The following is a 26,954-nucleotide window of genomic DNA, read 5'->3' on the forward strand; positions in this document are numbered from 1 at the left end:
GAGCCAGAATCGAACCCTCCACAAAAAAAATTAGCGAAGAGAACCATAGATGACTCTCAAACAATTTCCAAAAGAAATCAACAGGAACGTCCTAATAAGGAAAGGACGCTCACACTCAAAAAACCTCACCGCCATTCAACCCGCTAGGGCACCCGACCAAACCGGCCAGGCTGGCAGCAAGCTGGCAATCATTGACTATAAAGAAGTAGTACAAACACGCTCTTGAGTTCTCAAACCACCACCACACACAAACCAGTCCGAACTCGTTATTTCCTCAGGAGGAGAAGTCCGAACCGCTCAGCGGCAGCGAATGAATAACTTACACGAACCTGCCCACCCACGCAAATTGGGTATTTCAAAACAGGCTAGAATCGTTGAAAAGACAGGCTTCGCTCGGCGTGTCGAAAATGCCGTTTTCAACCTCGCTACTGTCAATATAACGCCGAACACAACCGCAAATTGCTCGAAATTTGTTTCGTATCGGCGTGTTTTCCATAAATTCATTCACACACCAACGCATGCCCACCCAGTCGTACACCGCCACACAACGCAGAAAGAAGCAGCCGAATCCGTATATGTCATCAATGGGCAGCGATGACATACACGGATTCGGCTGCTATACGTATTCAGCACACGTCAGCGACCGGAAGTGAGGAGGGGGAACACTTCCGACGCAACCGGCGATGTATTAGCCCATCAACCAGCTTTGCTGCGCTGAATCATGGCCGTCATTCATCACTAGCGAGTTATTTGTTGTCAGCGCTCACCTCCACAGCAGGCTTGCGGCGGGCGCGGAAGCGGCGGATGGTCACCGTCTCCAGCCCAGCGAACAGCACGGCCACCACTGCGATGCCGATCCACATGCCGGTCTGCCAAATCGGCAGCTCGGTCTTCGGCTCACCGTTCTCGTACTGCCAGCTGTTCACCACGGTGTACAGGATGTTGTGGGAGGCGGTGCGCATGGCCTTCAGGGAGGTGGCAGACTTGCTGGTCACATGGTTGGTCACCTCCATCGTGGCGAGCATTGCATCACCACCGTTGCGGATTTCCTGATCGGCATTCTGGTAGCCAAAGCCGGCGAAGTAGTCGGTCAGGGTGAAGCCGCGGAAGCCCCACTCGTCGCGCAGCACGGTGTTGAGCAGCGCGGGGTTGGCGCCGGCATAGGTGGTGCCGATGTAGTTGTATGCGGTCATCACAGCCTGTGCGCCACCGTCCTTCACCGCCATCTCGAACGGCTTCAGGTAGATTTCGCGGATGGACTGCTCGTTGGCCCAGGTGACCAGCATGGCCGTGCGGTTGGTTTCCTGATCGTTCAGCGCGAAGTGCTTCATGAAGGAGTACACACCCTGGGAGCGAGCGCCAGCAATCTCGCCTGCGGCCATCACACCGGAGAGCAGGGAGTCTTCGGAGAAGTACTCGAAGTTACGGCCGGAGAACGGGGATCGATGGATGTTCATGCCCGGGGCGTACCAGCCATCCACATGCATTTCGCGAGCCATCTTGCCCAGGGTCTTGCCGAATTCGTTGGCGAGCTTCTTGTTCCACGTATTGGCAATGCCGACTGCGGAGGGGAAGGCAATGGAGCTGACGTGAGTGAAGTTGTTGATCAGGGCGGCCGGGCCGTCAAGATCGGTGGTCTTGATCTTGCCGATGTTCTTGATGGCGGCGGTGCCGTAGCCGGCCATGGCGATCATGTTGTCCATGTCGTCGAAGGTGAGCTGGTCGAGCAGCTTGTCCCACTGCGGATCGTCGTAATCCTTGCCGCGCAGATCGGCCAGACGAACGCCGTTCTTCGCACCGGTGGTTGGCATCTTGTCGTCGGCGTTGTCATGCTCGGCCGGCTTGTAGATGTCGTTGTTGCTGAACGTCTTCTTGGCCTCGTCGCTCATGGACGTGCTGGCCGGGGCGGCAACGGCCTCCTCGTAGTTGGCGAAGTGGTCAGCGCGGGAGAGGTAGTTCACGTCGCCTTCGGCATCGTCGAATTCGTTGGTGGCGGCCACCTTGTCACCGGCGTGGGTGTTGGAGTCGGAATCATAGGTGATGGTCTTCGGCACGTTCACCGTGGCGGAATCGATCACCGTATGCGAATCGGACTGGATGGACACCTCGTAGTCGCCGGATTCCAGCACGTAGGCCTTGGCGCCCTTGGAATCGTAGGAGGCCATGTCATCGTCGTCGAAGGAGATCTTCACGGTCTCGGACTCGCCGGGCTTCAATTCCTTGGTCTTCTCAAACGCGGCCAGGTTCACCGAGGATTTCTCGATGCCACCGTTGGTGTACGGCGGGTTGTAGTAGGCCTCGACCACATCCTTGCCGGCCTTGTCACCGGTGTTGGTCACAGTCACATCGAACGACACCTTGCCGTTCGCGTACTTCACGTCGCCCATCTTCTGCTCGAAGTCGGTGTAGGACAGGCCGTAGCCGAACGGGAAGGCCACCGTATCGTCGTAGTTGATCAGACCTTCGTCTGCGGCGGTCTCGTAGAACTTGTAACCCACGTAGATGCCTTCCACGTAGTTCACGAAGGTCGGGCTGGACGTGTACTCGCTGCCCACGAAGTTCACCTTGACGGCCAGGTCTTCCACATTGTCATACGGGAAGTTGCCGATGTTGTTCAGGGTCGGGGTGCTGCGCACGTTCTTGAGGAAGGTGTCGGAGGTCTTGCCGGACGGGTTCACCTTGCCGGCGAGAATGTCACCGAGGGCGTTGAAGCCGGTCTGGCCGGCGGGCGGGCACCACAGCACGGACTTGATCTGCGGGTAGTTGGCGAGGAAGTCAAATTGCAGCGGATTCGAGCCGTTGTAGACGAGCGTCACCTTATCGAAGTTCTTGGAGACCAGGTCGAGCATGTTCTTCTCGGTCTGGCTCAGCTGCAGGATGCTTTCGCCCTGCTGGAAGTCCTCGTAATCCTTGGAGTTGTTGTTGTAGACCACGCCTTCGGCCTTCATATCGCGCGGAAGATCGGCGTTCTCACCGCCGAAGCGGGTGATCACCACCACGGCTTCATCGGAGAAGGACTTGGCGTCGGAGATCAGGGAATCCGGGTACTGGTCGGCCGGCACCTCGGGCAGGGTCCAATCCTGTTGGAACATGTTGAGCGTCGGACGCTCGGCGCGGTACTTGGTGTACAGGTCGGTCAGCTTGCTGTTGGTCTCGAAACCGGCCTGCTTCAGGCCGCTCAGAATCGATGCCATCGGGTGTTCGTTGGACATGGAACCGGAACCAGAACCGCCGAGAATCGGCTGAGTGGAACCCCAACCGAACACGTTGAGCTTCTTGGTACCGCTGATCGGCAGGTTATTGTCATTGTTCTGCAGCATCGTGACCGCTTCGCTGTACAGATTCTGCGCCTGGGTATTCGCCGCGGCAATGGTCTCATCGCTCAGTTTGTATTTCTTGGCGGTGGCGTTGTTGAGCAGCGTGGCCATTGGGCCGGTGAGCATCAGAGCCACGGCCACGGTAGCCGCGACGAGCACGGCCAGCCATGATTCGGAATGCACCAGCTTGCGCACGCTCACATCGCGCACGGTTTTCCTGTTCACCGCAACGGTGATGATGATCGCCGCGACCAGTACAACGCCGAGCATCACCAGATATGGCGTCAGCGATTTGAGGACGGCAATCACGTCGGACATATTGATATCCAGCATGAGGATTCTCCTGTTCTTTTGCTTCTTCGCGAACCATTGCCGACCGGCTGCTTCGCCGGACGACTCTGCGCTTTGAACACTTTCAAACTAGAAGAACAGGAGATTGCGCACGGCGAGCATTGCATGAGCCGCCGTGCTCATTGCATGAATGGCATACCGACAAGCCAATGTAACCGCACCCAGACCGTGGCCCGCCCTAGCCCTTGGACGGAATCAGCCCTGAGCCTAAGCTGGAATCGGAATCACAATGCCCAAGGAGAACACGCCATCCGTGGCCTTCATCGTGAGCTCACCATGGTATTTGCGTGTCTGCCACGCAATCGAACGCGTGCCCAGGCCGTGGTTGGCCTTATCTGATTTGGTGGTCATCGGCATGCCGTTTTTGAAAATCGGCGCGTGCTCGGCGGCGTAATAGTTCTCCTCATGAATCACCAGCAGACCGCCGTCGCGCTGCACGGACAGATTCACCACGCGTTTGCCGGTATCCTCAACCTGCTGGGCGCTTTCCAACGCATTATCCAGAATGTTGCCGAACAGCGAGTAGAGATCCGAGCGTTCCATGAAGTCCAGCGAGCGCCCGTCCGCCATGCAGGTGAACGCGATGCCATGCCGTGAGCAGTACAGGCCTTTTTCGGTGAGCAGCACGTCCAGCGAATCGTTGCCGGTGTGGAACATGGAGTCGTAGATACGAATGTTGTTTTCCACTTCTCGAATCATTTCGGGCGTGGGCATGCGGCCATCATCGGCGTACAGCGAACCAACCAGCTTGCGGATGTCATGGCAGCGAATGTTGATCTGTTCGATGTTTTCCTTGGCCATTTCGTAATGCTGAGCCTTGAGTCGGTCGGCTTGCTGCATCGCAATCAGATCGCTGCGCAGCTGATCATTGGTGGAAGCGAGCAGCACCAGCATGAGCATCAGCGTCATGCAAAGCGAATCATAAAGGAAGCCTACGGTTTGCACCGCCATAGGCTTGCGCTGCACAAATACCATGCTGAACACCACCATCAGCACCATTGCGGCCACGCACGCCACCACCCAGCCATAGCGTGCGCGAATCTTGTGCTCATCGATGGCAATGCGTCGGCCGATGACCGCGTAAATCGCTAAGCACACCAATGCGAACAGTGCAATATGCACTACGGTGGAGTTGATGTGCAGTGAAACATGGTGCACATCGAGCACATTCATCATCAATGCGAACACATTGTATGAAAGGTGCTGCACAGCATACCCGGCTACCGCAATCACCAATGCCTCCAGCCAGGTTATGTACGCACAGCAGCGCAAGGCAACGACCATCAGTGCGAAGCTGCCCAAGTAATACAGCGATTTACAGGTGATGGTGAGCGCAGAAACCGGGCCGCTGTCGATGGTGCCGATAAGCGGAAAGTACATCCAATCGTAGGCGAACGCGGCTGCGGCGGCCAGCGGAAGGTACCATGGCTTGCGCCAGGTGACCTGAGCGCAGAACACCAGCATGCCAAAGAACAGTTCGATGGTGACCAGGCTCATGTCAACCTCCGTAGTATTCAGCAAGCGCCTGCATCAGGGGCTTGCGCTTGGAGCGGGAGACGGGCAGGGTTTGGCCGTCCACCATCACACTGTCGTTGGTGATGGCTTTGACCCATTCAAGATTGACGAGGCAGTATCGGTTGGCGGCGGCGAAGTGCACAGGTTCCAGCAGCGCGGCAGCTTCTTTGAGACTGGACCAGACTTTGTAGGCGACCTTCTCAGTGTGGTAGATGACTTCGTGACCGAGTACTTCCACGTAACGCACGTCATGCGAAGAGAGGTATTGCGTGCCGGTGCCGACGGTGAGCGGAATGGTGACGCCTTGACGCTTGGCCACGAGATCCTCCACTTTGCGCATTTTCAGTGCGAAGCTGAAGTATTCGAGCGGTTTGACGAGGTAGCCGACAGCGTCCACGTCGTAGCCGACGGCTGCATATTGGGCCATTTTGGTGGTGAAGACGAGCACCACGTGGCTGTCTATCTCACGCAGGCGGTGGGCGGTTTCGAGGCCGTCAATGCCGGGCATTTCGACATCGAGGAACATCGCATCGAACTCGGCTTGGTAGTCGTCCAGGAAGGATTCGCCGTCCGCAAAGCGGGTGATGGCGTAGTCCGGCCGCGATTCGGCCTTATCGTTCGCGACCTCGCGCTCGGCATAATACCGCGCGATCATCTCGTTGGTACGCGCGGCATCGGTATCGTCATCATCGACGATGGCAATGCGGATCATCCTCGTCTCCCTTCACCTGTCTGCCACGGTAGCGCATTTCAGTCTGTTTTGAAGAACCGGGACAGTGAATTATGTCCCGGTTCTCTCATTAATCGATTGATTGGGCTACCGGGACACGAAATTAGGGGCGTGGCAACGCGGCCGCAGTACCGACGCACCCCACATATGCGAGAAGTGGCTCGCTCTTGTACAAGAACGAGCCACTTCGGTATTCAGTTATAGGGGCTCTCAGGCTTCGGTAGCCGGAGCTGCTTCAACCGTCACAGAAGCGGCCTTGCGACGCTTGAGGTACTTCATGATGGTCAGAGCCTCGAGACCGATCACGAGGACCGCGGTCACACCCCAGACCACGTACATGGCGGTCTTCCAAGCCGGGGTATCCACCTCAGGCTCACCATTCGCGTACTGCCAGCCGTTGGCCACAGTGTAGAGAATGTTGTGGGCGGCGGTACGCATGGCCTTCACGGAGGTGGCGGACTTGTCGGTCACATGGTTGGTGATCTTGGTGGTTGCCAGCATCGCATCGTTGCCGTTGCGAATCAGCTGGTCGGCGTTCTGGTAGCCGTAGCCACCGAAGTAATCGGTGAGCACGAAGCCGCGGAAGCCCCATTCGTCGCGCAGCACGTTCTGCTGGAGCGGAGCGTAAGCGCCGGCGTAGGTGGTGCCGATGTAGTTGAAGGCGCTCATCACAGCCTGTGCGCCGCCTTCCTTCACCGACATTTCGAACGGCTTCAGGTAGATCTCGCGGATGGACTGCTCGTTGGCCCAGGTGGCCAGCATGTTGTTGCGGTTGGTTTCCTGATCGTTCAGGGCGAAGTGCTTCATGAAGGAGTACACGCCCTTTTCGCGAGCGCCGGCAATCTGCTGGGAGGCCATCACGCCGGAGAGCAGGCCGTCTTCGGAGAAGTACTCGAAGGTACGGCCGGAGAAAGCGTTGCGGTGGATGTTCATAGCCGGTGCGTACCAGCCGGCCACATGCATGTCGTGAGCCATCTGGCCGATCATCTCACCGAACTGCTTGGCGAGATCCTTGTTCCAGGTGCAGGCGAACGCGGTGGAGGCCGGGAAACCGATGGAACCCACGCCGGTGAAGTTGTTGTTCAGGGAGGCCGGGCCGTCGGCGTCGGTGACCTGGATCTTACCGACGGAGGTCACGGCCTGGGAGCCATAGCCAGCGTTGGCGATCAGGTTGTCCATATCGTCGAAGGTGAGTTCGTCGAGCAGCTTGTCCCACTGCGGGTCGTCGTAATCCTTGCCGTGCAGGTCGGCCAGACGGACGCCGTTCTTGGCGCCAGTGGTCGGCATCTCGTCGGAGGAATCGTTGTGATCGGCCGGGTTGTAGTTGTCGTTGTTGACGAAGGAGGCCTTCTGCTCGTCGGACATCGAGAAGTTGGTCGGAGCGGCGGTGGCTTCGGCGAAGTTGGCGAAGTGGTCGGCGCGGGACAGGTAGGTCACGTCGCCTGCAGCATCGTCGAACTGGTTGGTGGCCACGGTCTTGTCGCCGTTGTGGGTGTTGTCTTCGGTGTTGTAGGTGATGGTCTCCGGCACATTAATGGTGGCGGAATCGATCACCGTGTGGGAGTCGGACTGGATGGAGATGTCGTAGTCGCCGGATTCCAGCACATAGGCCTTGGCATCCTTGGAATCGTAGGAGGCCATGTCATCGTCGTCGAAGGAGATCTTCACGGTCTCGGACTCGCCCGGCTTCAGCTCTTTGGTCTTCTCGAACGCGGCCAGGTTCACGGAAGCCTTCTCGATGCCACCATCGGTGTACGGCGGGTTGAAGTAGGCCTCGACCACATCCTTGCCGGCCTTGTCACCGGTGTTGGTCACGGTCACATCGAACGACACCTTGCCGTCCTTGTAGGAGACATCGCCCATCTTCTGATCGAAGGTGGTGTAGCTCAGGCCGTAGCCGAACGGGTACTGGACGTAATCGTCGTAGTTGATCAGGCCTTCGTCATCGGCGGTCTCGTAGAACTTGTAACCCACGTAGATGCCTTCCACATAGTTCACGAAGTTCGGGGAAACGGTCACATCGCCGGTGAAGCCGGTGTAGCTGACGGACAGATCATCGGCGTTGTCGTAGGCGAAGTTGCCGAAGTTGTTGTAGGACACGGACTTGGTGAGGTCCTTGAGGAAGGTGTCGGAGGTCTTGCCGGACGGGTTCACGTCGCCGGCGAGCACTTCGCCGAGAGCGGAGAAGCCGGTCTGGCCTGCCGGCGGGCACCACACCACGGACTTGATCTGCGGGTAGTTGGCCAGGAAGTCGAACTGGAAGGTGTTGGCGCCGTTGTAGACGAGCGTCACCTTGTCGAAGTTCTTGGTGACCAAGTCGATCATGTCGCGCTCGGTCTTGGAGAGCTGCAAGAAGCTCTCACCCTTCTGGAAGTCGTCGTAATCCTTGGAATTGTTGGTGTAGGTGATGCCGTCGGCGGTCATGTCCATCGGCAGATCGGCACCTTCACCGCCAACACGGGTGATCACCACCACAGCTTCGTCGGAGTAGGACTTGGCGTCGGAGATCAGGGAATCGGAGTACTGGGCAGCCGGCACTTCGGGCAGGGTCCAATCCTGCTGGAACATACCCACCACCGGGCGATCGGCACGGTAGTCGGTGTACAGCTTGGTCAGATCGGCGTTGGTTTCGAAACCGGCTTCCTTCATGCCGTCGAGCAGGGAGACGGTCTTGTACTGGTCGGACATGGAACCGGAGCCAGTGCCGCCGTACACCGGGTTGGTGGAGCCCCAGCCGAACACGTTCACCTTCTTGTTGGCGAGCGGCAGGTTGGAATCATCGTTCTTCAGCAGGGTGACCGCCTCGGACTGCACTTCCTTGGCCAGCTTGTTGGCTGCGGAAACAGTGCTGTCGGACAGCATGTACTTGGTGATGGTGGCGTTGTTGAGCAGCGTGGCGAGCGGACCGGACAGCATCATGGAAATCGCCACAACGATGCCTACGAGAGCCACGAGCCAGGACTCGGAATGAATAAGCTTGCGGTTGGCCACAACCTTCACCGTCTTCTTGTTGACGGCGAACGTGATGATCAGGGCCAACACCAGCAGCACGCCAACAGCGATAAGGTATGGCGTCAGCGAACCGATGACGTTCATAACGTCGGCCATGTTGATCTGCAGCATGGGTTCTCCTCCTTGATTCTTAACCTTTGCGCGGCATGCCTGCCAGATCCGATACCGTTATCGAATCCAAGCCACGGCCTTATGGACCTGCCCTGTCCACGTTGGCCGCTTGGGAAGTGCTCGTTTCGCTTCGTTGGGTTGCTATGCTGACACATCCTCGATGCCGATAACTCTAGGGTGGCAGATTCGCCTCCGTCGCAACTGCCGTTCAACCTATCCTGTCATTTCGCATGCATAATCTGCTAGCATGCGCCGCCCAAATCACACACCGGGAATACGTAAACCGCAGTTTTCAGCACGCGAACGGCAAAGAGAGACGACGCTCTTGCAAAATGCCGCGAATGGCTCTTTTCCGAGCCGACGCTCAACGTCCGTTCCGCCAAGCATCACGCGGCTCTCACCTACCCACAGCTAGGATGGGGAGCATGAGCGATTTGAACGCGTTGAATCTGGAACCGGGCGAAGTGGTAGGCGGCTATACATTGATAGACCGCCTTGGCTCAGGCGCCATGGGCTCGGTGTGGCGCGTGCGTGATGACGGCGGTCAGACATATGCGATGAAGATTCTGCGCGATTCGCTCGCCGATGATTCCACTGCCGGCAACGCGAGCACGCCCGGATCCGACTCCGGCAATTCGGCCGTCCGCGACCCGAATCTCAAGGAAGATGTGACTCCCCGCGAGCGCCTGCGTCGGGAGGCCATGGCATTGAAGAAAGTCAATCATCCCGGCGTCTGCGGCATTGTGGATATGGAACTTGATGATTCGCTCGCATTCATCGTCACCGAACTCATCGAAGGCAAGAACCTTAAGGATGACGTGGCCATCAATGGCCGCTATATCGGCGATGATCTGGAACGTTTGGCTCGCAAGCTGATTGAAGCCACGAAAGCCGTGCATGCTGCCGGCATCATCCACCGCGATATCAAACCCACGAATGTGATGGTGTCCGCCACCGGCCCGGTGCTAGTGGATTTCGGCATTGCCATGGGCGAGGGCGAAAGCCATGTGACGCGTACCGGCTTGGTGATGGGCACACCGGGCTTTATAGCTCCGGAAATCATCGATGGTGCCGAAGCCGACGATATGACCGATTGGTGGTCGGTGGCTTCGGTGCTGGCCTTTGCAGCTACTGGAGCGCCTGTGTTCGGCACCAAACCGATGATGGCGGTACTCGAGCGCGCGGCGGCCGGCAATGCGAATCTCACAGGTCTGCCGGCCGGCACGTTGGCCGCATTCCGCTCGGCGTTGAACCCGGATCGCTCCCTGCGGTGCTCTCCGGATGAGCTGCTGCATGCCATTGCCCTCGATGCATTGAACCCACTCGCCTGGCAGGGCGCTCCTGCCGGGCCGTTTGGAGCCGGTGCCATTGCCGGCGCACCAACTGCGATTGTGGCCGCCCCTATTGAGGCAACCGAGGTGATGCCCCCTTTTGGAGCCAACGCTGACGGCAACGACACCGCAACCGCTGGCATGGCGGCTGACACTGCCGAGCCCGACGAGAGCAACCCGCGCACGCTGTGGCGCGCCGCCGACGCGATTCGCACCAGAACACTGCAAGCCGAGGATGCCCCCACCATCGCCTCGAGCATCCATACTGATGCGGCAACCGCTGTATTTCCACAAGTGGATGATTCCATTCAAGCCACACGTGTACTTCCGGACAACGCATCCGCCGCTGATGCCGGCACACAGGTGCTCAACGGTGCCACTACGCCGATGCCACCAGCCCCCTCGTTCCCGCCTGCGGTCCCGTCATTCCTGTCCCCGGTGCCATACGCATCAGCCGACGCACAGCCAACGGCGATCCAGCCGCCCGCGAACCCAGCCGTGCGCCCTGCAGTCCAGCGCATGATCGACCAAACCGCTCAGGCAGTCCCCACCGAGGCCCTGGTGCAGAATCCAGCCGCGCCCAACCCAGCCGATGTCAAACGCGGCGAATACTTGCAGCGCGGCACACTCCCGCTGGCGCTTATGACCATACCGCTGGCGTTGCTTGCCGCGAGTTTCCCGCTGCTTGCCATGGCCGCAGCGGCCATACTGCTGTGGCTGGTACTGACACTGGCATACAACACGGAATCGCAGCTCGAGCGCGAAGGCCGACGAGGCGGCGAGCGCAAAGGTTCCGATACCCTGATCCGCGCAGCTTCGCTCCCCTGGCATCTGGTCAAGGGGCTGCTGCTGTCATTGCCTCGCCTGGCACTGCTCCTCATCATTGATATTGCCGGCACAGCAGCGGCCGCAGTAGCACTGGCTTTGCCGATTGAAGCACCGATCATCTGGAATTTCACCGCCGACTGGGCGGTTCCAGTACCACTGCTCATCGATGTGCCCTACTCCCCCTCAGGCTTGGCGCTCGGCGGATTCATGGCCGTCGGCTGGTTGATCACCGTATTCGGCCCGCAGGCCATGATGATGCGTTTGGGAGCCGGAGCGCTGCGCGGACGCGCACCTGAGCGGCCGGGGCCCGCAATCGGGCTGAACGCCTTCGGTCAACCTGTACAGCCAGTCACCGCACCGGTTCGCGGGCATCGCAGCACTGTGATGTTCACCATATGGCTGATTGTTACGCTCGCTCTCGCCGCACTGCCGCTGGCAGGCATGCCAATCAGCTGGATTCCGTTGGTATGACTGGGCCGATAAGCCATAATCAGCACTGCCTCATTCATCGGTTAAGCAGTTGCCATGCTTGTGGGCAGCCACCGGTACATCACGGCCTTCACATGGAATTCACCTCAAATAAGCTCTAAGCACAGTCCTGCTCAACACTGGTCATTATTATTAGGCCCAGCATCCGTAAGTTCATGTTGAGGGGATTGTTATGGTTGATTCCAAGCGCCAGGCCAAGCGCGCCACTCGCGCCGAGCGCCGCGCCGCAGAGGAAGCCGCACTTCAGGCTCAGGCAGTCCAGGCGGCCAAGGAACGTAAGCAGCAGACCATTATCGGCATCATCGTGGTGGCCATTGTGGTGGCGCTGGTGGCGGTGATCGGCGTGGTCATTTACCGCAATGTCACCAAGGACAGTGTGAACGCGGACGCGGCATACAGCAAGATGCAGTCCGTGAAGACCCAGCCCGCCAAGGCCGACGATAAGGGCGGGTTCCTGCTCTCCAAGGACGGTTATGGCAAGAAGACGGCGGATGTGCCAACCGTCGGCATCTATATGGAGCCTCTGTGCCCGGGCTGTGCTTCGGTGAATCGCCAGCTCGACCCCACGCTGGTCAAGATGATGAACGCCGGCCAGCTCAATCTGGAGCTGCATTTCCTGAACTTCCAGGACAACAAGAGCTCGGACAACTACTCCAACCGTGCGTTTAACGGCGCCATCTACATCGCCGAGCACGATAGCGATCCGAACCACCTGATGAACTACCTGTCCAACATCTACGCCGACGGCTTCCAGCCGGGTGAGCTTTCGAACTATGTGTCCGTGAAGAACAGCCAGCTCGAGGAGCAGGCCGTAAAGGCCGGCGTGAGCGAGGATGTGGCCAAGGCCGCATTCAGCGGCAAGAACGAATACGTGGAATGGCTGTCCGCCTCCAACGACTACACGATCTCCCGCCCGGAGCTCTTCTCGTCGTCCGGATCGTTCTCCTCCCCGACCCTGACCATCAACAACAACTACTGGAGCCTGAACAACATCACGTTGGCGAACACCACGATGGTGGATGGCTTCCTGAAGGCCGTTGGACTGAAGTCCGATCAGGTGGGTGTGGAGGGCAAGTTGCCTTCCATCGGCGCGGATAAGAAGCCGATCGATATCACCGCCTGATTATCGGATCAGGTATCCATATATGGCGAACCCCCTCCATTCGGCATTGCCGAATGGAGGGGGTTCGCCATATATGGATACCGCGAGCGTGTTCTTCGAACCGCTTCGACACAAGTACCACGCGTTCCGCAACTGCTGGTATGCTAGTCAGTTGTTCAAAACGTTTCATGGACAGTGTTGTGTTTTGAGCATGCCTCTTTAGCTCAGATGGCCAGAGCGGCCGCCTTGTAAGCGGCAGGTCGTCGGTTCGATCCCGACAAGAGGCTCGTTGCGCGGGAAAAAAGCGTATCATGGTAATGGGGATGCGCGGATGCTCCCGCGCATAGCAAGTCTTACTTTGAGTAAGTTCTCCAGGAGCCTTCCCCCAACTTATGGCTTCCTGGAATGAGGGCGGAGCGTCCCCCAACCAGCTCCGCGCCTTCCAGGGGGGCGGGACATCCCCTTCTCTCCCGCCCCCCTTTTTCTTTTGCCTTCAAGCTTCTGGAACGAAAGCGGCGAGGGAATGATGTGCGTGCCGAGACCGTAAGCTTGACCGAACGGCCTTGAGCGCGTCACGGCGCATATATCATGCTCTCGCCGCGCATCACTCAACAAGCATCCGAGCAGGTATGGTAACGGTGGCTTGTGAACATGCCAAGCGAACCAGGCCAGCCGTTACGATGGTGGGCGGTAACTATTCACAATCAGGAAGAGATGGACATGGCACGGCGTTGGACCCCGCAGCGGTTTGTTACACTGCGTCGCATCCGCGTAATCGCTTGCGTCATAGCGCTCACGGCGGCGATGGTGGGATCGTTCGCCTTCACCGCACGCAAATCGGTGGCCCTCAACGTCAACGGCAAAACCACGCAGGTCACCACCTACGCCATGACCGCAACGCGTCTGCTGCAGGAACAGGGCATCGACGTCAAATCCCACGACATTGTGACCACGTCATCCGGTGACCGCCTCGCCGACCACGCCGTGGTCACCGTACGCTCCGCCTATCAGACCACGATCAATATCGACGGCACCGAGGTCCCTTTCTGGACCGTGGCAACCAGCGCCGACCAGCTGCTGGGCTTTTTCAAGGAGAACAACGCCCAGGCCAAGAAAATCACGGTGGATATCAATAACGTCTACAACCAGCTCACCGGTGGCCTGGTCATCAATCAGGCCGGCCCAGTGACGGTTATCGCCGACGGCAAAACTTCCGAAGCCCCCAACGGCAAGCTGCCGGCCGCCTCCATCCTTGATTCCAAGGGCATCGTGCTGGGTAAGGAAGACCGCGTCAGTGTGGAGAAGGACGGCAATCAGACCATTCTGCGCGTCAAGCGCGTGACCCATGGTGAGGAGACCCGCACGGTTTCCATTCCGTTCGACACCCAGACCATCATCGACCCGAATCTTGACGAGGGCCAGACCGAGGTTCGCCAGCAAGGCGAAAACGGCGAGAAAACCCAGGTGTATAGCGTCACGTATGTGGATGGCGTGGCCGAATCAGAGACGCTGAAATCCGAAACCATCACCAAAATGGCCATCGACCAGATCATCGCCGTGGGCCCGGCCAAGCCGAAAACCGATGAGAATTCCAACAATTCCGACAGCTCCTCTTCCGATTCAGGAAACTCTGGAGACTCCAATGGTTCCAAGGATTCGGATACCAATGCGGATTCCGGCTCGAATGAGTCCGGCAAGGACGATTCCTCATCCAACGGTAATTCCAATAACTCCAACAGCGGCAATAATTCGAATTCCGACAGCGATAATCCTGGCAATAACAACTCGAATAGCAACAGCGGTTCGAACAATTCCGGGAACAATGGCAATACGAATGATTCCGGCAATAATTCCAATAATTCGGGAAACAACTCCAACAGCAACAGCTCCGACAACAACGGCGGCTCCAGCAACACCACGCCATCCGGACGCCTCTGGCACCCGACCGTAGCACAGGCGCAATCCTATGCGGCCGGCGCCGCGGCGCAGCGCGGGTGGACCGGAGCGGATTGGGATGCGCTGGTGAAGCTCTGGAACCGTGAATCGGGATGGAAGTGGTATGCCGAAAACAAGTACTCCGGCGCTTATGGCATTCCACAGTCATTGCCAGCCAGCAAAATGGCGGTATTCGGAGATAATTATCGCGATGACGGCGCTGTGCAGATCGATTGGGGCCTATGGTATATCGCGCAGCGCTATGGCAGCCCTTCCGCGGCATGGCAGCATTCCGAAGAAACCGGCTGGTACTAAAGGCTGGCACCCAGACCGCACAGGCACTCAACACCGCACCGATCGCAAGGAATGATTCTTATGACTGACACCGACATCACCACTGGCCATCTGCTGGGAGCAGCGGATATCCGCCGTATCGCCGATGAGGCTGGTGTAAGCCCGACCAAGAAGTTCGGACAGAATTTCGTTATCGATCCGGGCACGGTGCGCCGTATCGTGCGCGAGGCCGGCGTCACCGGCACCGATCATGTGATGGAAGTCGGCCCTGGTTTGGGCTCGCTTACGCTGGCGATTCTCGAAACCGGCGCTGCGATGACCGCGGTGGAAATCGACCCTCCGCTGGCCGAGCGGCTGCCCAGCACCGTTGCGGAATTCATGCCTGAGGCCGCGGACCGACTGAAGGTGGTCAATAGGGATGCATTGACCGTCACTGCGGACAATGTGCCGGATTTCAATGGCGATGAATCCTTCACGCTGGTGGCTAATCTGCCTTACAATGTGGCGACCCCGATTCTGCTCACCTTGCTGGAGCGTTTCGATAACCTTGGCTCATTCCTGGTCATGGTGCAGAAGGAGGTCGCCGATAGGCTTGCGGCCAAGCCCGGCTCGAAGATCTACGGCACTCCGAGCGTGAAGCTCGCATGGTATGGCACGGCCGAACGCGTAGGCACGATTGGCCGTAATGTGTTCTGGCCTGCACCGAACGTGGATTCCGCATTGGTCAGATTCACCCGATTCGCCGCCGACGACCCCGCCAATCCTGCGGTAGGCGGGCATGCCCCGCAACGTGAGCTGGTGTTCCAGCTGATCGACGCCGCATTCGGCCAGCGCCGTAAAACATTGCATGCGGCATTGAAGCATCTGGTCCCCGCTCAGGCCTTCGAGGCCGCCGGCATCGACCCGACCCGTCGTGGTGAAACGTTGACGGTCACCGAGTTCGCCGCTTTGGCCGCTGCGGTGCAGAGCCAGAATGCCAGGCCCGAAGATGAGGCGAAATAGAGCATGACCACGATTGAAGCAGATCCGATAGTGGAGGAGTTCTACATCCAGCGTCTTGAACAGGCGCAATCGTTGACCGTTCGCGTGGACTGCCCGGCCAAAACCAATCTCACGCTTGAGGTGGGATCCACGCACGCGGAATGGGGTGGCCGCCATGCCTTGGACACAATCTATTGCGCGGTAGGCGTATACGACACGGTGACCGCCACGGCGAAGGCCCCCGGCACCGGGTTCTCCCTAGACCTTGAAGGCGCCCATCTGGGCGATCTGGCCGCTTCAAGCAGCGACATGCGGCGCAATCATGCTGTTCTGGCATTGTTCGCCATGGCACGGGCCGCCCATCGCGAACCGGATGTGGCGCTCACCATCACCAAGCGCATCCCCGTGGGCGCCGGCCTGGGCGGCGGTTCCGCCGACGCCGCAGCGGCGATTCTGGCCATCAATCGGCTGTGGGAGCTGAATTGGCCGATGAATCGACTGCGTGCAATCGCGGCCACTTTGGGTGCTGATATGCCGTTCTGCCTGACCGGCGGACTGGCCCATGGCACTGGTTTCGGCGAACAGATTGAAGACATCGAGGCCGGAAGCGACCTCGCACGCAAACTCGAAGCGCAGGGATTCGTGGGCGAAGTACTGGTAGGCGCGTATCACGCGCAACTCAGCACTCCGGAGGTGTATCACACCTTTGATGCGGTAGGCGCCGGCAAGGGCGACCGCAATCATCTGCAGGCCGCGGCAATCAGTCTGCATCCGCGCAGCGGCCAAGCCATCGAGGCGGCGCTCGAGGCCGGGGCACGCCACGCATTCGTCTCCGGCTCTGGCCCGTCGGTGGTGGCTTTTGCGCCGGATGACGCAACCGCCCAACACATCATCGATGTTTGGAGGCGGAGGGATGCAGCCGACCGCATCATTCGAGCCAAGGCCCCGGTCACACCGATAATCGGCGTCACCCAGTGACGCTAATGTAGCAACAAGCCTCTTGTGAGTGAAGGAAGTTAAACGATGCCGCAACAGATTGACGAACGCCAGGCCCGCAAACGTTATGTACGCCGCCGCCAAACCGTCGTATTTTCCATCAGTGGCGTGGTGCTGGCGGTCGCACTGGTCATCGCCCTGCTGTTCAACTTCCATGTGGGAGGCTTGGGCTTGGTGTCCACGCCTCTGGCCGAGCCGAACTTCGGCAACCCGGCACCGTGCGCGGTGAAAGGCGAGGACGGCAAAGCCAAGTATGTGCCGAACGCAACCGTCGGCGTCCGCGTGCTGAACGGTACTTCCCACTCCCAGTTCGCCGCAGCTGTGAGCAACGCATTGGGCGTGCGCGGATTCGACATGCAGGAAGCCGGCAACTTCTCCTCCACCAATGTGGAACGAACCACGATCTACTTCGGCAAGAACGCCATCAATCAGGCCTACACGGTGGCCGGCAACTTCACCGATGCCACGATGATCATGACCACACGCGAGGATCAGCTGGTCGATGTGGTGCTCGGCGCTACGTTCAACGATCTGAAAGATGAAAAGCAGTCCCCGCAGGAGGGTAAGGAGATCACCGATATCGAAGGCTGCCAGGCCGCTGATAAGATGACCAATCTCACGGCCGACACCAACCATAATGCGTATCCGGCACAGTGATTCGTTAGTCATATGACCAGAAAGAGGCAGCCTATGGCTGCCTCTTCTTTTGCTACCGACCCTATTATCGGAATCGGCCCTTGGCCGATAGATTTTTCCGCAGGCGTATGCCTGCTCCCTTCTCTCCCTCCGTCATCGCTTCGCGATGCCACCTCCCTCATCAGAGGGAGGCAATTCAACGGCATCGATGCTGGTTATTGCTGGATTTCGGCGTACCAGCGTTTGAGTTCGGCCACGGCCACATCATGGTCCACCGGGCCGTTATCCAAGCGGTATTCCAGCATGTGCTTGTAGGCACGGCCGATCATCGGACCGGGCTCCAGGCCCAGCAGCGCCATGATCTCGTTGCCATCCACATCGGGGCGAATCGCGTCGAAGTCTTCCTTCTTCTTCAGTTCGCGCACACGCTCTTCCATCTCATCCATCGCATGCGCGAAAATCGCGGCCTTACGTTTGTTCTGCGTGGTGGCATCGGCACGGGTCAAGCGATTCAAGCGCTCATACAGATGGCCTGAATCCTTCACATAGCGTCGGACCGCTGAATCGGTCCACGGCTCATCCACATAGCCGTGGAACCGCAAGTGCAGGTTGACCAGCTCGGAGACGTCTTCCACCAGATGGTGGTCGAAACGCAGCGCCTTCAGACGCTTGCGGGTCATCTTGGCGCCTACGGCATCATGATGATGGAAGCTCACCTTGCCGCCCGGCTCGAATCGGCGGGTCTTCGGTTTGCCGATATCATGCATCACCGCGGCCAGACGCAGCGTCAGATCAGGGGCTGGCACCGGGCCGTCTGGTCCGGTTTCCAGAGCGATCGCACGCTCCAGCACCATCATCGTATGTTCGAACACATCCTTATGACGATGGTGTTCGTCAATCTGCAGCTGCAGGGCCGGGATCTCCGGGAACACGATGTCGGCCAAGCCGGAATCCACCAATGCCTCAAGACCTGCGCGAGGCCGGTCGGAGAGCAGCAGTTTGGTCAGCTCGTCACGCACACGCTCGGCGGAGACGATCTCGATGCGGTCGCGCATCGACGTGATCGCATCGGCGGCATCCGGAGCAATGCTGAAGCCCAGCTGAGCCACGAATCGCACCGCACGCATCATACGCAACGGATCATCATCGAATGACTGACGTGGGTCCACCGGCGTGCGCAATACGCCTTTGGCCAGATCATTCGCACCACCGAACGGATCCACGAATTCCAGATCCGGCACACGCAGCGCCATGGCGTTCACGGTGAAATCACGACGGGAAAGATCACCTTCGAGCGTGTCGCCGTAATTGACTTCCGGCTTGCGTGAATCAGGATCGTAGGTGTCCGAACGATAGGTGGTGACCTCCACCTTGACTTCGGTGCCGTCGGCACGCCGGCGCATGGCACCCAAGGTGCCGAATTTGCGACCCATATCCCAAAAACCGTCATGCCCCCAGCGGCGCAGAATCGGTTCGAACTGCTCGGGTTTGGCAGACGAGCAGAAGTCAAGGTCATGACTGCGCCTATGGAGCAGCAGGTCCCTGACCGGACCGCCTACCAGCGCCAGCTCATACCCCTGTTCCTTGAACAGTCGGCCAAGTTCGATCGCCTCGGGCCACACTTCGAAATCCAATGGGCACCTTCCCCTATGTGGACGTTTTTCTGCCCTCCTAGCATACCGTTACCCCACCTGCACACGGGATTGAGTAAGGTGGAAAGCATGATTACGCCCGCTGACCTTGCCCACATGCTTGGGCAAACACCCAATGCCGCGGGCAACCATACCCAAGACCAGCTGCTGTATACCTCGCAAACTCCGCAGAATTCCGCCGATTTCGAGGTTTTCGGCCCGGTTGCGAACAACGATGAGCAGCAGTCCGTCATGCCGACTCCGGCCACCGTGTTCGGCATGAAAGCCACGGTGACCATCGCCACGCCGAACGAAACCATCGCAGGACAGACCGACGGCATCGCCGCTGAAGCCGGCACGGACACCATGACCGGTCTCGTCGTCGCAGCAGCGGCAACCCCTGCAACAACGGCACCGGCCGCCACGCCGACTCCGGCCACCGTGTTCGGAGGCAAGACCACAGCACCGGCTAAGCCAATCCAGCCAGTTGAAGAGCCAGTATCCGAAGCTGCGCCTCAGGCCAATGCACCGGCCAATGCCGTACCCGAAACTAGTCCAGCATCCGATATATCTCGTCCGATTACTGACTCGGCCGATGAATCCGCTCAACACGATGCTCCTGCAACGGCAACTGCGCCTCGGCAACAGTCTCCGGCACCGTCTCCCACCGTATCCGCGGCGGCGGCAATGCGCGCTATCGCTGCTGCGACTATGCACGTGGAACCACCGCAAACCAAAACGGCTCAACCGGCACGAATCGCTCCTACCGGACCGACCCCGGCCATGATGCCGCAACGACGCACCTCCGAAGGCCCCACCACGTTCGCATCGTTGGATGCGCAGGAACTGCCCGTAGTGCGCGAATATTCGGCCGGCGGCCTTATTTTCGACGACCAGAACCGCGTGGCCATCATCGCCCGCCATTCCCGCTCCGGGCATCTCGAATGGTGCCTGCCCAAGGGACACATCGAAAAAGGCGAGACTCCGCAGCAGACCGCAGTGCGCGAGGTACATGAGGAAACCGGCATTCTGGGCGAGGTCATCGATTCCATCGCCACCATCGACTACTGGTTCACGGGCACCACGCAGCGTGTGCATAAGCTGGTGCATCATTTCGCATTGCGGCAGACCGGCGGTGAGCTCACGGTGGAAGGCGACCCGGATCATGAGGCCGAGGATGCCATCTGGGTGCGTTTCGACGATTTGGATGATGTATTGAGCTACCCGAACGAACGTAAGATCGCGTGGTTGTACGCCAAAAAGAAGAACAGGCAGGCAAACGAGTGAACCTACCCGCAATCAAACATCGCCCGCATCATGGCGGGCGTTTTGCACATGCCATTGTCGCAATGCTGGCGGCCGGTGCGATGCTATTGGCGCCGGCCGCTTGGGCTGATGAGTCCAATACCACCGATGATTCAAGCTCGGCGCAAACCCAACAGGCACAAAGCTCGCAGTCAAAAAGCGGCAAGCCCGCCGAGACGCTGACCATCGCGCAAAGCACACCCATCGTCACCGCTTCCTCCGGCTTCCACCTACAGGTGATCGTGACGAACAATAGCGACGTCGACGCGCCTGCAGGCACACTTGCGGCGGCAACCAACGCATTGTTCACGTTCGCATCTCGGTCCGATATGCAATCCTGGGCCGAGAACGGCACGAACATCCCCACGCCAAATCCATTGGGTTCGGTGGATGTGCCAGCCATCACAGCCGGCAACAGCACAACCGTCACACTTGACGTGGCTGCCGACCAACAGGCGCTTGCCGCAATACGCAACTGGGGTCCCAAACCGCTGACCATCGCTTATATTGCGGGCAATACACGGTCCATCATGCACAGCTTCCTCACCCGTTCCTCTGATGGATTAAGCACTGCGCAAACCCCTGCCATGAACCTGACGGTGGCCATGCCGCTGACTTCCGGGGATTGGCAGACCAATGAGACGGCGATCACCAATCTCATCGAGGAAACCGATTCGACCAGCTCGTCATCGCCGGCATCCGGCAAGGCCCAGGAGTCCACTGAGTCGAACGGCACCTCGAATACCAAGAGCGAGGAAACCGAGAACGGCGGTGCCGCTACGTCAGCCGAGCAGAGCAGCGAGCCTTTGCTGCTGAGCGCCGAAAGCATCGCCCAGACCAAGGCGCTGGAACAGACCGTGGCCAAGCATCCACGCCTGCAAATCGTGGCCGATCCACTCTACCTGCAGGAATCCGGCAGCAAACCGACGATAGCTGGTGTGATGCAGCCGGCCGACTTCGATATCACTGCATATGCCGCGATCAACAACGCCTCGGCATATACCAACGCCGGTGTCACCGATGCACAGTGGACCGCCAAGAATGCCCAGACCATCTATGCCGCGGCCGGTAACGCCACCGACGCACCGGACACGTACGCCTGGCAGGGCTCTGCGGATTGGACCATGGACGCCCTGACCAAAGCCCGCGCACAAGGCTATTCCACGGTAATCGCCGGTGCTTCATTCGACAACGAGCAAACCGATACCGTGCACACCGGCACCTATGTAATCAACACCACCGCCGGCGATGTGACAGTGCTCAAGGAACAGTCCGAATTGGGCACGTTGGCGCATGGACAGGCCACCAGCAAGGAGGCCACCGCCGAAACCAGTGATGCCGGCAGACTGGCCCGCCTGATGGCGCAGAGCGCCTTCTATCAGATGGAACAGCCTTACACCACGCGTAATCTGCTGATGACCTTCACCCGCACCAACTCCTCCGGATGGATCGATCAGGTGATGAGCGCTCTCGAACAGGCATCTTGGTTGAATCTCACGGATTTAAGCACTATGGCGAACACCGACCCCTACCATGTGAGCGATTCGGTGAACCAAAGCACGGATTCCCCCGACACTTCCGCCACGCAGACGGTGCTGAATCAGCTGACCGCCAGCCGTCAAGGCATTCTGCGGCTCGCCAGCTCGATTCTCAAGGAGCGCATCCAATCCGATGACATCGTCTCGCTCGATCCCCAGACACTGGCGCGACGCGACGCGGACAGCACCATCAATCATGGCAATGACCCCAAGCAATGGCTCGGCAGCCTGCTTACCGTCCACGACGGTATGGCGTTGCGCGCACTCACCGGTTCCGGGCCATCCGGGAGTCACCAGCGCATGGCCCAGGCTGCGCAAAACTTGTCCGATACATTGCTGGGCAGTGTGAGCATCACACCGTCCGAACCGGTTTCCGTGTTCAGTGAATCCGCCAAAATGCCAATCACCGTCAGCAATACATTGCCCTATGCCGTAAGCGTTAAGGTCAATTCGATCACCGACTCGATGCAGATCGTCACCTCACGCACCAACGATGTGGTAATCCCGGCCCACGGTGAGGCACAGGTGGCATTTACCATCCGCGTCTCCACATCGGGTTCCGCCGTGGCTCATGTGTCATTGTCCGATCGCCAAAACGTGGCGTTCGGCAATACGCAGGACACGACCATCACCAGCGTGCTGCGTATCAGCGATGCCAGCGGCTTCATCATCATCGGCTTCGCCGTGCTCTTGGGACTTGTGGGATTGTGGCGCCAGTTCAACCGTAAGAAGGATCCGGACGAATGAGTTCTACCGTAGGCCGTAATTCCCTGATCATGGCTTCCGGCACTGCGGCCTCCCGTGTGACCGGTCAGATTCGAACGATTCTGCTGGCCGCCGCCATGGGCACCACAGGTCTTGCCGCAAACGCCTATCAGGCCGGTTCGATGATTCCGCAGGCCGTCTTCACGCTGGTGACCGGCGGTATTTTCAACGCCGTGCTGGTACCGCAGATCGTCCGCACCCTCAAGGAAAAAGATGCCCAGGAACGATTGAACCGACTGATTACGCTGGCCATCGTGATCCTGTTGGCGGTTACGGTTCTGATGGGAGCCGCCTCTCCCCTGCTGACGCGTCTGTACGTTGGCGGCAATGACGCTCAGATGATCGCGCTGACCACCGCGTTCACGCTCTGGTGCATGCCGCAGATCTTCTTCTATGGACTGTATACGGTGCTTGGGCAGATTCTGGCGGCGAAAGATCACTTCACCGCATATGCGTGGAGTTCCACCGGCGCCAACGTCATCAGCTGCGCAGGCTTCACTGTCTTCATCCTGCTGTTCGGCAAAGCCAATGAGCAGCCACTTGATTTTTGGACAGGTGGGACGATCATGCTTACCGCCGGCACCTGGACGCTAGGAGTGGCGTTCCAAGCGCTGGTGCTGTTTATTCCTCTGATGCGTCTCGGATTCAAATACCGCCCGCAGTTCGGTTTGACCGGCTTCGGATTGAAGGCGATGGGACCTGTTGCATTGGGTTCGCTGGGCGTGGTCGTAGTCACTGAGATCGCCGGTATTATTCAGACCCGTATCGCCACGTTGGCGCCGATTCGCGCGCATGAGCTAACTGGCGCCAGCCTGTTCGATATCGCCGGCAACGCCACCTATCAGAATGCGTATACGCTATTCATCCTGCCGTACTCGTTGATTGCGGTGTCCGTATCCACCGCCATGTTCCCGAAAATCTCGCGTTCCATCGCCGAACATGATCTGGGCGAAGCTCGCAACGATCTCATCGACGCCATGAAGAACGTCACCTTACTGGTCATGTTCTTCGCCGTAGCCATGATCGTCTATCCCGAGCCGATTATTCGCGCCCTGCTTCCATCGGTTTCCATGAACGAGACGATGCTGATTTCGTACGCATTGATCATATTGTCAATCGGGTTGCCGATAGTCTCCGTCAACTTGCTCATTCAGCGCACGTTCTATGCATTCGAAGATGGCTGGCATCCGTTCCTGTGCAATGTCATTAACTCAGGATGCATGATCGTCGTCATGGTTATTGGTCTGGTTGTGCTTCCGCCACAGTATTGGGTCCTGTCCAATGCCGTTGCGGTTCCGCTCGGATCGGCGATAGCGATCCCGTTGACGTTGCTGATGCTGCGTAAAACGTTCCATGGCTACATTGGGCTGAAAACCTATGGAGTGATGGGGCTGAAGACGCTGGCGGCAGCAGGTATCGCGGGCGTGATCGTCTGGCTGCTGAAGAGTCCTATTGTGAGCCTGTTCCAGGCTGATATTCAGCCGGCCAAGCATATGGATGGCGGCCTCTTCCATGGGCCGACTCTCAACGATCCGTCGATCGATCCCGGTGGCGGCCATATGCCTTGGCTGGCGGCCTTGGGCATCTGCATCGTGCTGACCATCGTTCTGGCCGCAGTATACGTGGCCATGCTTTGGCTGCTTCGCACCAAGGAATTGAAGGATCTCGTATCTCCGATACTCGCGCGATGGGGCGTAAGCCGCACATCTGCTGCACCTCATGCCGAAGATGGTGTTTCACCTAATGAAACACCGCAGGAAATCACTCCTGAGAAGGACTTCTCTCAGGCCATCCCCACAGATAGAATGTCAAAGACAATTCCAAGCAACAACCGTATGGAGTCGGACACACCTATGAAACCGCAACTGGGCGATACCATTCTCAATCGATACACACTGGTGTCATTGTTGCGCGAAGAACCCGGCATCGAAGTGTGGAAGGCCAATGATCGAATTCTGGCCAAAGACTGCCAGCTGTATCTGGTCTCCAACCAAGAGCAACTGACCACGATTAATGAGATCGCTGGAACGATCACCGCCACGCGCCCCGAGCATTTCGTCCCGGTGCTGAAATACCGCAGGCAGGACGATGTGCTGCTGGTCATCACTCCTGTGGACAGCGGCAAGTCATTGACCGAATACCTGGCCGGCAAAGCCACAGCTCCTCTGAGCTACGCTGCAATGCGTTCAATCATCGGCGAATTGGCGGAAGCGGTTCGTCCGATGCTGTTCGGCGTCACCAACCGTATTGTGCTGAACACCGATACGGTCCGCATCACCAATAAGGGCATCGAGATTACGGATGCACCGTTCTCCCCACTGCTTGCCGATACGTCCGGCGCCACCGTTGACGATGACGGCTCAGAACGCCATGCCGTGCGCCAGCTTGCCGCATTGCTGTATGCCATGCTCTTGCGTGAACGCAGCCATAAGAACACGACATTCAGCCTTGCCGCATTGCCGCAGGACACTCCAGGCGAGTTCCAGGTCATCTGCAAGCGAGGCCTTGAACTGTTCGATAACGACGAACTCACCCTGCCGATGGCCTCTCTGGCCGAACTCGATGCTCTTCTCGGCGATTGGAAGCCTCTGCAGGAGCTTGAGGATACTGATATCGCATTGCCTATCACCGCTGGAGAATGCTCCATCGTCCGCGCGCAGTTCGGCGATATCAACACCAAGGCTGAATTCGCCACCGTCCCGGATTCCCTCATCACCAGTAAGCAACTGCCTGAGTTGGCCATTACGCAAGCCGGACCGGTAGTGGACAAGCCCGGCCAGGATGGCACCGATGACCAAGGCCGTCATCTGTTCGACTTCAAATTCTCCGACGCCTGGAATGCCGAAAATCTTTCCGGCGACGATACTGCCGACTGGTTCAATGATTTAAACGCCGGTGTTGCAGGCGCATTTGCCGGCAATTCCCACCCGACCATGCCCATTGCCGATCCCGCCGGCGAAACTACAAGCCGTATCCCGGTATACGATGCCGGCGGACGTGAAATCCAGCCCGGTGAGGAGTCCTTGCGCGCCTTGGAGGAGGAGCAGGCCCGCATTGCAGAAGTGGCCGCAGTGCCGCCAAGCTATGATCCGAAGAATCCACCGGTCAAGGGCGGCACTGAAGACGACCATCTGCCCAACGAGAACCTGTTCGGCAGTTTCACCACCAAAGTGGTGGCACTCATCGTCGCCCTTGTAGTGGTGGTCGCCGCTGGATTCTGGGCATGGAGCGCGTTCCAGAAGAGCGGCGTCGACCCCGCTGATGCCACCGATACAACCAAATCCGCGAATGGCGAATGGCCGGACGTGAATATGAACGAGGTGCCTTTCGGCGATCAGAACCCCTCCAATGCGGATTCCTCAAGTTCCGCTGACGCATCGACGAATTCATCTGGCTCCTCTGAGGCTACGCAATCCGGCGATTCCAACGGCGCTTCGTCGTCTTCGTCAAATACGAACAAGTCGGATTCGTCGTCATCGACCAGCACTGAGAAGTCTCAGAAAAAGTCCACCGTCAAGAAGGTTGTGGAGGACCGTTCGGTTAAGTCCGTGCCCAAGCCACATGTGACCAATACCACGGCCTATACGATTTCCAACGCGAACTTCGTGTCCAACCCCGGTGGCCAGTCCGGCTACGGGTACACGCTGCATCTTGATCAGCCGCATGATGTGTCTCGTATGATCATCACCATCCGCAGCTCGGGCGGCAAGGGTTATATCCGTGCCAACACCACTGGCAATCCATCCGAAGGTGAGGAGATGGCGTCCTTCACCTTTGCCGAAGGTGGCACCACCGAAGTGAAGTTCAGCAAGTCCATCACCACACAGGATCTGATGCTCTGGGTGCCGATGGGCAGCCTGCCTCAGAACCAGCTCTACATCGTCAAGGTAGAAGTCTTCTGACCTTTACCGACGCATTCGCAGCAATTGCCCTCCCTTCGTGGAGGGCAATTGCTATATGGGGGGCCAACTCCTGTACAGGAAGCAACCAAGCATGCTATTGCTTTGGGCCGAAATTGTGGAGGGGCTGACGCATCTCACCCGTATGATGGTGAACCTAGGATATTGAAAACTCAAACGTATGTGGG

General features: G+C 58.6%; 14 protein-coding genes and 1 tRNA gene. 10 read left to right on the plus strand and 5 right to left on the minus strand.

What is annotated here, in order from left to right:
- Positions 1-746 precede the first annotated feature (746 nt).
- The 4 genes from F7D08_RS02310 to F7D08_RS02325 all read right to left on the minus strand — a co-directional run bounded on the left by F7D08_RS02310 (position 747) and on the right by F7D08_RS02325 (position 9,036).
- The gene (locus tag F7D08_RS02310; protein WP_152209109.1) at positions 747-3,650 is read right to left on the minus strand and encodes a glycoside hydrolase family 3 N-terminal domain-containing protein; all 2,904 of its coding nucleotides are present in this window, start codon (positions 3,648-3,650) and stop codon (positions 747-749) included.
- Positions 3,651-3,875: 225 nt separating this feature from the next.
- Complete coding sequence (locus F7D08_RS02315) at positions 3,876-5,165, minus strand: ATP-binding protein (protein ID WP_152209110.1); 1,290 nt, start codon at positions 5,163-5,165, stop codon at positions 3,876-3,878.
- Position 5,166: 1 nt separating this feature from the next.
- On the minus strand, positions 5,167-5,895 hold the full coding sequence (locus F7D08_RS02320; RefSeq protein WP_152209111.1) for a LytR/AlgR family response regulator transcription factor: 729 nt from the start codon (positions 5,893-5,895) through the stop codon (positions 5,167-5,169).
- A gap of 228 nt (positions 5,896-6,123) precedes the next feature.
- Positions 6,124-9,036 (minus strand): glycoside hydrolase family 3 N-terminal domain-containing protein, encoded by a 2,913-nt coding sequence (locus F7D08_RS02325; protein WP_152209112.1) that lies wholly within the window; start codon positions 9,034-9,036, stop codon positions 6,124-6,126.
- Positions 9,037-9,452: 416 nt separating this feature from the next.
- Between F7D08_RS02325 and F7D08_RS02330 the strand changes: the two genes are divergently transcribed.
- The 7 genes from F7D08_RS02330 to F7D08_RS02360 all read left to right on the plus strand — a co-directional run bounded on the left by F7D08_RS02330 (position 9,453) and on the right by F7D08_RS02360 (position 17,649).
- Complete coding sequence (locus F7D08_RS02330; protein WP_152209113.1) at positions 9,453-11,666, plus strand: serine/threonine-protein kinase; 2,214 nt, start codon at positions 9,453-9,455, stop codon at positions 11,664-11,666.
- A gap of 190 nt (positions 11,667-11,856) precedes the next feature.
- Positions 11,857-12,807, plus strand: coding sequence for a thioredoxin domain-containing protein (locus F7D08_RS02335; RefSeq protein WP_152209114.1), 951 nt, complete (start codon positions 11,857-11,859; stop codon positions 12,805-12,807).
- A 192-nt stretch (positions 12,808-12,999) separates the two neighbouring features.
- Positions 13,000-13,073: transfer RNA gene (locus F7D08_RS02340), tRNA-Thr, on the plus strand.
- A 427-nt stretch (positions 13,074-13,500) separates the two neighbouring features.
- Positions 13,501-15,036 (plus strand): aggregation-promoting factor C-terminal-like domain-containing protein, encoded by a 1,536-nt coding sequence (locus F7D08_RS02345; RefSeq protein WP_152209115.1) that lies wholly within the window; start codon positions 13,501-13,503, stop codon positions 15,034-15,036.
- A gap of 60 nt (positions 15,037-15,096) precedes the next feature.
- Complete coding sequence (rsmA, locus tag F7D08_RS02350) at positions 15,097-16,017, plus strand: 16S rRNA (adenine(1518)-N(6)/adenine(1519)-N(6))-dimethyltransferase RsmA (protein ID WP_152209116.1); 921 nt, start codon at positions 15,097-15,099, stop codon at positions 16,015-16,017.
- A 3-nt stretch (positions 16,018-16,020) separates the two neighbouring features.
- Entirely contained in the window at positions 16,021-16,974 is a 954-nt protein-coding gene (locus F7D08_RS02355; RefSeq protein ID WP_152209117.1) for a 4-(cytidine 5'-diphospho)-2-C-methyl-D-erythritol kinase, read from the plus strand.
- A gap of 45 nt (positions 16,975-17,019) precedes the next feature.
- The gene (locus F7D08_RS02360; protein WP_152209118.1) at positions 17,020-17,649 is read left to right on the plus strand and encodes a LytR C-terminal domain-containing protein; all 630 of its coding nucleotides are present in this window, start codon (positions 17,020-17,022) and stop codon (positions 17,647-17,649) included.
- A gap of 194 nt (positions 17,650-17,843) precedes the next feature.
- Here F7D08_RS02360 and F7D08_RS02365 read toward each other — a convergent pair whose 3' ends face one another.
- Positions 17,844-19,262 (minus strand): CCA tRNA nucleotidyltransferase, encoded by a 1,419-nt coding sequence (locus tag F7D08_RS02365; protein WP_152209119.1) that lies wholly within the window; start codon positions 19,260-19,262, stop codon positions 17,844-17,846.
- Between the two features lie 249 nt (positions 19,263-19,511).
- Here F7D08_RS02365 and F7D08_RS09910 point away from each other — a divergent pair, with 249 nt between their 5' ends.
- The 3 genes from F7D08_RS09910 to F7D08_RS02385 all read left to right on the plus strand — a co-directional run bounded on the left by F7D08_RS09910 (position 19,512) and on the right by F7D08_RS02385 (position 26,769).
- Positions 19,512-20,546, plus strand: a complete 1,035-nt coding sequence (locus F7D08_RS09910; RefSeq protein ID WP_404979648.1) for an NUDIX hydrolase — start codon at positions 19,512-19,514, stop codon at positions 20,544-20,546.
- An 80-nt stretch (positions 20,547-20,626) separates the two neighbouring features.
- Positions 20,627-22,849 carry a DUF6049 family protein gene (locus F7D08_RS02380; protein WP_152209305.1) on the plus strand — a complete coding sequence of 741 codons (2,223 nt, stop codon included), beginning with the start codon at positions 20,627-20,629 and terminating at the stop codon, positions 22,847-22,849.
- Positions 22,846-26,769: a lipid II flippase MurJ gene (locus F7D08_RS02385; protein ID WP_152209120.1), complete on the plus strand. Its 3,924-nt coding sequence runs from the start codon at positions 22,846-22,848 to the stop codon at positions 26,767-26,769. The genes F7D08_RS02380 and F7D08_RS02385 overlap by 4 nt, the downstream gene beginning before the upstream one ends.
- The last annotated feature ends 185 nt before the right edge of the window (positions 26,770-26,954 follow it).

This window comes from Bifidobacterium cebidarum (assembly GCF_009193305.1).
Classification (GTDB): Bacteria; Actinomycetota; Actinomycetes; order Actinomycetales; family Bifidobacteriaceae; genus Bifidobacterium; species Bifidobacterium cebidarum.